Genomic DNA, 6,000 nt, shown 5'->3' with positions numbered 1-6,000 from the left:
CAACTCGGCGACGATCGGAGGCTATGGCCTTTTCCGCGAGGGACAGTGTCGGGCGACCCGCGTTCACACAACGCAGCAGACGGCCGCATCGAAGTGCCAGCTCCAACGTCAGACTCTCGGACAACGAGTTGCGCGCCATCGCCAAGCCCGCTCGATGGCTCGTACCGGAATCGGCCTCCTCGACCGGCCGCCATTGCTGGCGTCGACACGCCAGCCCGCTGCGGCAGACCGTGAGACGGCAGCATCGGCATCGAGGAGGAAGCCGGCAAGACACTATGCATTGGAACGGCGCCGTCACGCCACGACTTCTTATGGCGCCGCCCAGCTTTCGGACGGCACCTCGTTGTCGCAGAAGGATCGCGACTCCACGCTCTATACGGCGACGTTGTGCGCACCGGTACGAACGATTTCTCCCGCACTCACCCTTTCACCGAAAAATCGAGGTCGGTCGCAGGATCACAGATCAACGCAGTCGACACCGATGGCTTCGAGGAGGCCGCTCCTCGATAGCGGCTCGGCGCGCGAGTCCAGGCCTTGAACTCGACCATCGGGCCTGAGACAAGCGTGTCGGGCGAATTCTCACGTGGCTGGACCTGCACGGGGTAAACCTAAAAAGCGATCGACGACCAAACAGCCTGGCCAGGCAGATGCTCGGCGTGCGACGCGTCAACGCCGGACTCAGATGAGTCGGCACGGAACGCCAAAAGGCCCTACGATCGGCCTACGACCGGGAGAGACCACGTCGAGCCCCACGAACCAGCGCCGGGGCAAAGGCGGCGATATCCTCTATTCGGGGCCGCTTGGTGGACGGCGGGGGGAACGTGCGGAGTCCGCGCCAACCTCACCGGAAAAAATGCGGTCCTCTGGGCCTCGGACTGGCGCGACATATTCGGAGTCGACGGCCATGGACATGACCTTGGAGCGCCCGACCGGCCTGGCCGCTGACATGGTGGCTCTGAACCCGCTACGCCGGCCTCGCCGACACGAGGTTCCGAGGACCCGAAAAGCGTCTGACCAGCAATATGCCGGGCGCCCGCGACACACGACCGCCAACAGCATCTTCCTGGCATAATAACTTAACCCCCACATTAAAACAAGGTGAAAGGTTGCAGCGCATATAAGAGCTCTGCACGCCAAACAGGGGTAAATGTAACGACCGAGCTAAATTAGAGCGTGAGATGAAAACAACGGAACAAAGGTTCAGTCCGTCTGCGCTCAGACACGAAGCCATGCGGAGGAAAAAGGAAGCGAACAGGCGACAATTGGCTGCCTCGAACGAAGCCTTCTGGGATCCGCCAATCGCAAGGGTGCGGCCCGCTGATCAGTGGTAAGCCAATAGAAAAGGCTGCATGCTTTTCCCAGACTCGCAGCATCGACGTCCAAACAACACGGGGAACAACTTTAACTGTCAAGGTTGATGCTGGATATCTCGTTGCCCCGGCGCCTTTCCTGGCCTTCGAGGATACCTTGAAGATCTCGAGGCCCTGCAGGATGTGTAGCGGGCGTTGATGTAGAGATTCGCGCGGCGCCGCGCCGGTCTCGGCTTTTCCACCATACTCGGTTGAGATGCGGGGCACTACATCCCCTGGATGACAGACCCTACCCCAAAAAAAGGAAACCGGACATGGCGTGTCCTCGCATCTGGACCGACGATGCCATAATTTGTGGGCTTCTGGCGGGTCGCATTCCCGCACCGCGATGAATGTTGTTGCCGGTTTCTTGGTAGAGCTCGACCATGTCCTTCATGCAGCTCTTTTCCACAAAAATGCATGATCATGTGGGGCAACAAAAGCGCGAAACGGTTCGGTCGACCGACCAGTTCGCTAGCCGCGCACCAGACGGCATGGCCAAGGGCCAAGCGGCACCTGCTGGGGGGTGAAGCTGGTCCTGCCCGGCCCCCGGCTGCAGCCGTGGCAGGCGGGCAAAGTGGTCGTCCTTGCCGCGCTGGGCCAGCGTGTCATAGAGCTCGAACGGACGTCGAAATGACCTCGATGCGGCCTTGTTGCGCCAGGGAAGAAGATTGAAATGCTCGATGCCGGCCTCGCGCGCCTCATCCAAACATACTGGATGACCCCCCGGCCGGTCGACGAACGGTCAGCCGGAATTTCCTTGGGAGATGGCCTTGGGTGGCCGGGAGGAAACCGCGTGCCGAGACCGGCACACGGGAGAAAGACTGCTTGCGAACTCTCTTCATGCTGTCAATGATCCGTGTGATGGGCCTGCTCCGAATCCCAGTTTCAAGACAATTTTCACGCCACGGAATTGAGGGACCCTACTGGAACTGAAAGGGTCCATGAGCGTTTCACGGGTAAAGCTTTCGAGGCGTAGGGAGGTGAAAGGAGGAAAAGAAGGGGAAAAGGAAGGAAGAAAAGGGGAGGAGATGAAGAGGTAGGGAATGAAAAAGGAAGGAGGAAAAGATGGAAGTGAGAAAGGAAGAAAGAAGGTGGAAAAGCGTCAATCGAGGCAGCAGCAGCCTCTCGTTTCAATTGATGTTATGCCTGTTATGACAAAGAGTGCTCCACAAGGCAACATAAAGACATATCGCCCCCCCCCCCCCCCTTCCATCGCTCTAAGTATACCTCCTCATCGCCCGAATCCGCCAGTGGTCTTTCCCGGCCAATGGGTCGCCGGCTCCGCGCACGCCGGCGGGCCGGGCGGGCTATTTATTTCCGGCGGCGGCGCTTTAGACAGGCCTTTCAAGGACACAAGGATATTGATCCGGTGGTGCTGGAAAAGGGGCGGGCACGCAGCCTTGATTCACCGCACCTGCCTGGGATTATTCGACAACCGCGTCGCCACGATCAGTCCGTCGCCGTCGGCCAGCAAATGGCCAAGAAGTGAAGCATGGCCCCCCCCCCCCCCCCCCCCCCCCCCCCCCCCCCCCTGGACCAGGACGAGGCCAGTTCGGCGTCGACCGCTACGCTGCTCGCCATCTGGTCGATGGATATCGAACTATGGCGAGATCCTCAAAGCGCGACGACATCATGCGCAATGTCGTGCGCTCGCTGGCGACCGCGCCTATGCCGATCCGAAGCGGGCGAAATTCGCCCGCACCCAGTTGATCGCCGCGCTGAAGATCCTGCAGACCGGCGATTATCGAATGAAAGCCATCTGAGCGGATCCTGGGCCCGGCCGCCATGGCCACACCCAGTTCATCCCGACCATCTATCTGCACTACGCCGTCGACATGGATGGCAATGGCAAGCGCGACATCTGGAATTCGATCCCCGATGCGTTGGCCACAGCCGCCAACCTGCTGAAGAAGAATGGCTGGCAGGCCGGCAAGACCTGGGGGGCTATGAAGGGTCACCTTGCCTGCCGGCAAGCTTCCGGCGGCTCAAGACACTGTTCGCAATGGCAGGGCGCTCTCGGCGTCGTCAGGGCCAACGGTAAGCCGTTCAAGAACGGCGGCGACAAGGCGACGCTGGAAAGTGCGGACGGGCCGCGGCGGGCCAGCCTTCCTGATGATCAAGAATTTCTCGGTCACAAAGCCTACAACAATGCCGACAAATATGCGCTTGCCGTCGGTCTTCTTGCCGACGAAATCGCCGGCTCCAGCGGTCTCGTGCAGGATTGGAAGCGGCCCCTTTCACCAAGCTCACTTTCGAGGAAAGCAGGCAGGAGCTGCAGAAACGGCTTTCCCAGAAACGGCCTCTCTATGACGGCAAGTTCGATGGCAAGATCGGGCGGCCGACGGCTCGAAGTCAGCCATCCATGGCCTTCCAGGCCAGGGCCGGCTTGACCCAGGACGCTATCCGAGCATGGAAGTTGTGAAATGGCTCCGGCAGAAATTAGAGCCACCTGCGGTGCCGCGCGGCCTTTCGGACGCGCAATAAGGACACTGTAGCAATCTGGTTTTGGCGCAATGTCCCCTTTGAATAGTCGACGCGACTTTTCAAAGGAATTGCGCCAAGGGATGGAGGAACCGATTGGCTTCGGCTGCGCGCATCGCAGGGTGTTCGTCGCATGCCGGTGCTGATTCTGGCCGTTCGTCTGCTCGCCGTCGGCGCGGCTGGCGCCGTTCCCTGCGCCGGCCATGGCACAGGGGCAGGAAGATCGCGGCTGGGTCGTTGCGCGACCTTTTGTTCCCGCGCCCCCGCAGCGAGAAACGGATCGAGCCGCCGCTTGAACATCCAGGAAGGCGAAGCCAAAGTCCGCGCAAACCCCGGGGTTCCCGCGCGCGCCGGCCGAACCGAAAATACCAGATCGGCCGGGGATGAGGGGGGGAAGCGCCGGATGCCCGAACTCAGTCTCTGGTGGTCGGGATTTCATGGCGTCCGGGCTGGAGAAGGCCTTGACCCCGCCTTTGCCGAAAACGTGACTCGTTGCATCAGGATCGTGGTTCGCATCAAGGTTTCATCTGGTGTCGTGCGCGACGTTTCTAAAACTGGCCCGAGCAGATCAATTCGCCTGATCTAGACCGAGATAAGGCCGGCGGCCTTTGTGTCATGCTGGGTTTGCCGCCGTCAGCAGTGATGGTGGGGGGATGTGGCGCGAGCAGACCCCGGACGAAAACTGGACCAGGAATATGAGCGCCTGCACCGATGCACTCGGCAAGGCCATCGCCGACGCCAAGGTGCCCTTCCTGTGGGAGTTGCATGCCGGCGTTCCGGTTTTGCCGAGATGACCTCTGGACATGCTGCCTTCATCGACATATACCATCAGGCATGCGGAAAGCCATGGCGGCGAATTCGTTTAGAAGTGTGGGATGGTTTTTGTCGACGAGAACGGCGCCTTCTCACCAGCGGTGGCCGGACATTGAACGGCCAGCCGGTGTGTGGGCTGCGTGCGATGACGGCATCAACGTGTTTGTCGAAATGCCGGCAAGGCGCAAGCTCGCCTTCTATACCGAAAAGCCGCTGATGAAGGATCTCGGCCTCGCCGCGCCGGGAAGCGTGGGGCCCCGGCGACCGGGGGGGGACGCCTGGCGGCGGCCCGTCGAGGCGCTGTGGGCGGCCGGCGCGCCCATCGTTCATCGACCGCACCGCGCCGATGCTGCTCAGCGGACCATGCGCGCTCGACGGCGGGCAGGTCCGGAACTTTTGGTCGCGTTTGTTGGGCTACGCCGGGCAAAGCCCAAATCGGACCTGCCCGTGGGGGGGCGAAAATAACTCGGGGTGATCTGAGGGCAAGTCCTAGGTCCAGGCTTCGTCGTCGGCCGCGCCGGCGAGACTTCTCCTGGCCACCCCGGCCGCAGCCTGCGTCGGGGCGATGCAGCCGGCCGCGACCGACGACCAACGACAGCGATCATTCTTAGTATCGCAGGGGAGCGTTTATGAGGCCGTTTTCGAAACTCGCTCACCGCGAGTCATTATTGGCATGGTTGTTTCGGGAGACCGATCGGAGCGTACATTCAGGTACGCGAGCACCGGGAAGAGCGCAGGAAAACGCCTTCATGCATTCCCCCGGCCCCCGCCCTCCCCCCGACCCCCCCCCCCCTCCCGCCCACCCCACACCGCCAGCACAACGTTCCCAGCGAGACCCCAACCGGCCCCCGGCCCCTCCTAGCTAACCGGCAGTACGGGCTCGACCCCCGCATCAGCGACTCGTCGATCGAACGTGCTCCTGGCGGCCCTCGCGGATCGCCCAGACGACCCAGGCGACTTGGCCACCCGCACCCGCCAGCACCCGTCCGCCCGCCCCACTAGAGCCCCTCTGTCGTACCACCCCTCCGGTACACTCGCAGACCACGTCGCTAGGTCATTCGCCCCTCGACATCCTGGAAGCGGCCGGCATGTCACGGTTTTACGATCTGCATCTGGCCGTCCAGGCCCCAACCCCCCCAGGCCCCCGGCGCCGCCGTCTTTTGTCCGCTGGTCGGACGGACCGGCAAAGCCGGATGGCGATGAAGGCGAGAATCGGGCGCGGGGGCGGATTCACGAAATTCGGTTTGCCCGGCGATCGGCTCTTGCGACTTCTCTTCGAGCTTCGCAGCATTTGACGCCGGTTCAGCGGCCCTCCTCGCCGTTGTTTATGGGAATTTCGGAGCGTCGCCACCTG

3 protein-coding genes are annotated in these 6,000 nt (G+C 61.9%); 2 read left to right on the top strand and 1 reads right to left on the bottom strand.

What is annotated here, in order from left to right; translation table 11 throughout:
* Window positions 1–1,599: 1,599 nt before the first annotated feature.
* The gene (locus ACFSQT_RS35735) at window positions 1,600–1,746 is read right to left on the bottom strand and encodes a hypothetical protein (RefSeq protein WP_379026737.1); all 147 of its coding nucleotides are present in this window, start codon (window positions 1,744–1,746) and stop codon (window positions 1,600–1,602) included.
* A gap of 1,441 nt (window positions 1,747–3,187) precedes the next feature.
* On the opposite strand from ACFSQT_RS35735, the gene ACFSQT_RS35730 reads away from it, so the two are divergent.
* On the top strand, window positions 3,188–3,742 hold the full coding sequence (locus ACFSQT_RS35730; RefSeq protein WP_379026736.1) for a lytic murein transglycosylase: 555 nt from the start codon (window positions 3,188–3,190) through the stop codon (window positions 3,740–3,742).
* A 224-nt stretch (window positions 3,743–3,966) separates the two neighbouring features.
* A complete protein-coding gene (locus tag ACFSQT_RS35725) occupies window positions 3,967–4,419 on the top strand; it encodes a hypothetical protein (protein ID WP_379026735.1) in 453 nt (150 codons plus the stop codon).
* Window positions 4,420–6,000: the final 1,581 nt, after the last annotated feature.

The organism is Mesorhizobium calcicola (assembly GCF_042682105.1).
Classification (GTDB): domain Bacteria; phylum Pseudomonadota; class Alphaproteobacteria; order Rhizobiales; family Rhizobiaceae; genus Mesorhizobium; species Mesorhizobium calcicola.
This window is presented reverse-complemented; position numbering and strand designations above follow the sequence as displayed.

What these genes read in the sequence shown, in the direction of transcription:
- ACFSQT_RS35725 (WP_379026735.1), top strand. Translation starts at nt 3,967, where the DNA reads ATGCCGGTGCTGATTCTGGCCGTTCGTCTGCTCGCCGTCGGCGCGGCT.
- ACFSQT_RS35730 (WP_379026736.1), top strand. Translation starts at nt 3,188, where the DNA reads ATGGATGGCAATGGCAAGCGCGACATCTGGAATTCGATCCCCGATGCG.
- ACFSQT_RS35735 (WP_379026737.1), bottom strand. Translation starts at nt 1,746, where the DNA reads ATGAAGGACATGGTCGAGCTCTACCAAGAAACCGGCAACAACATTCAT.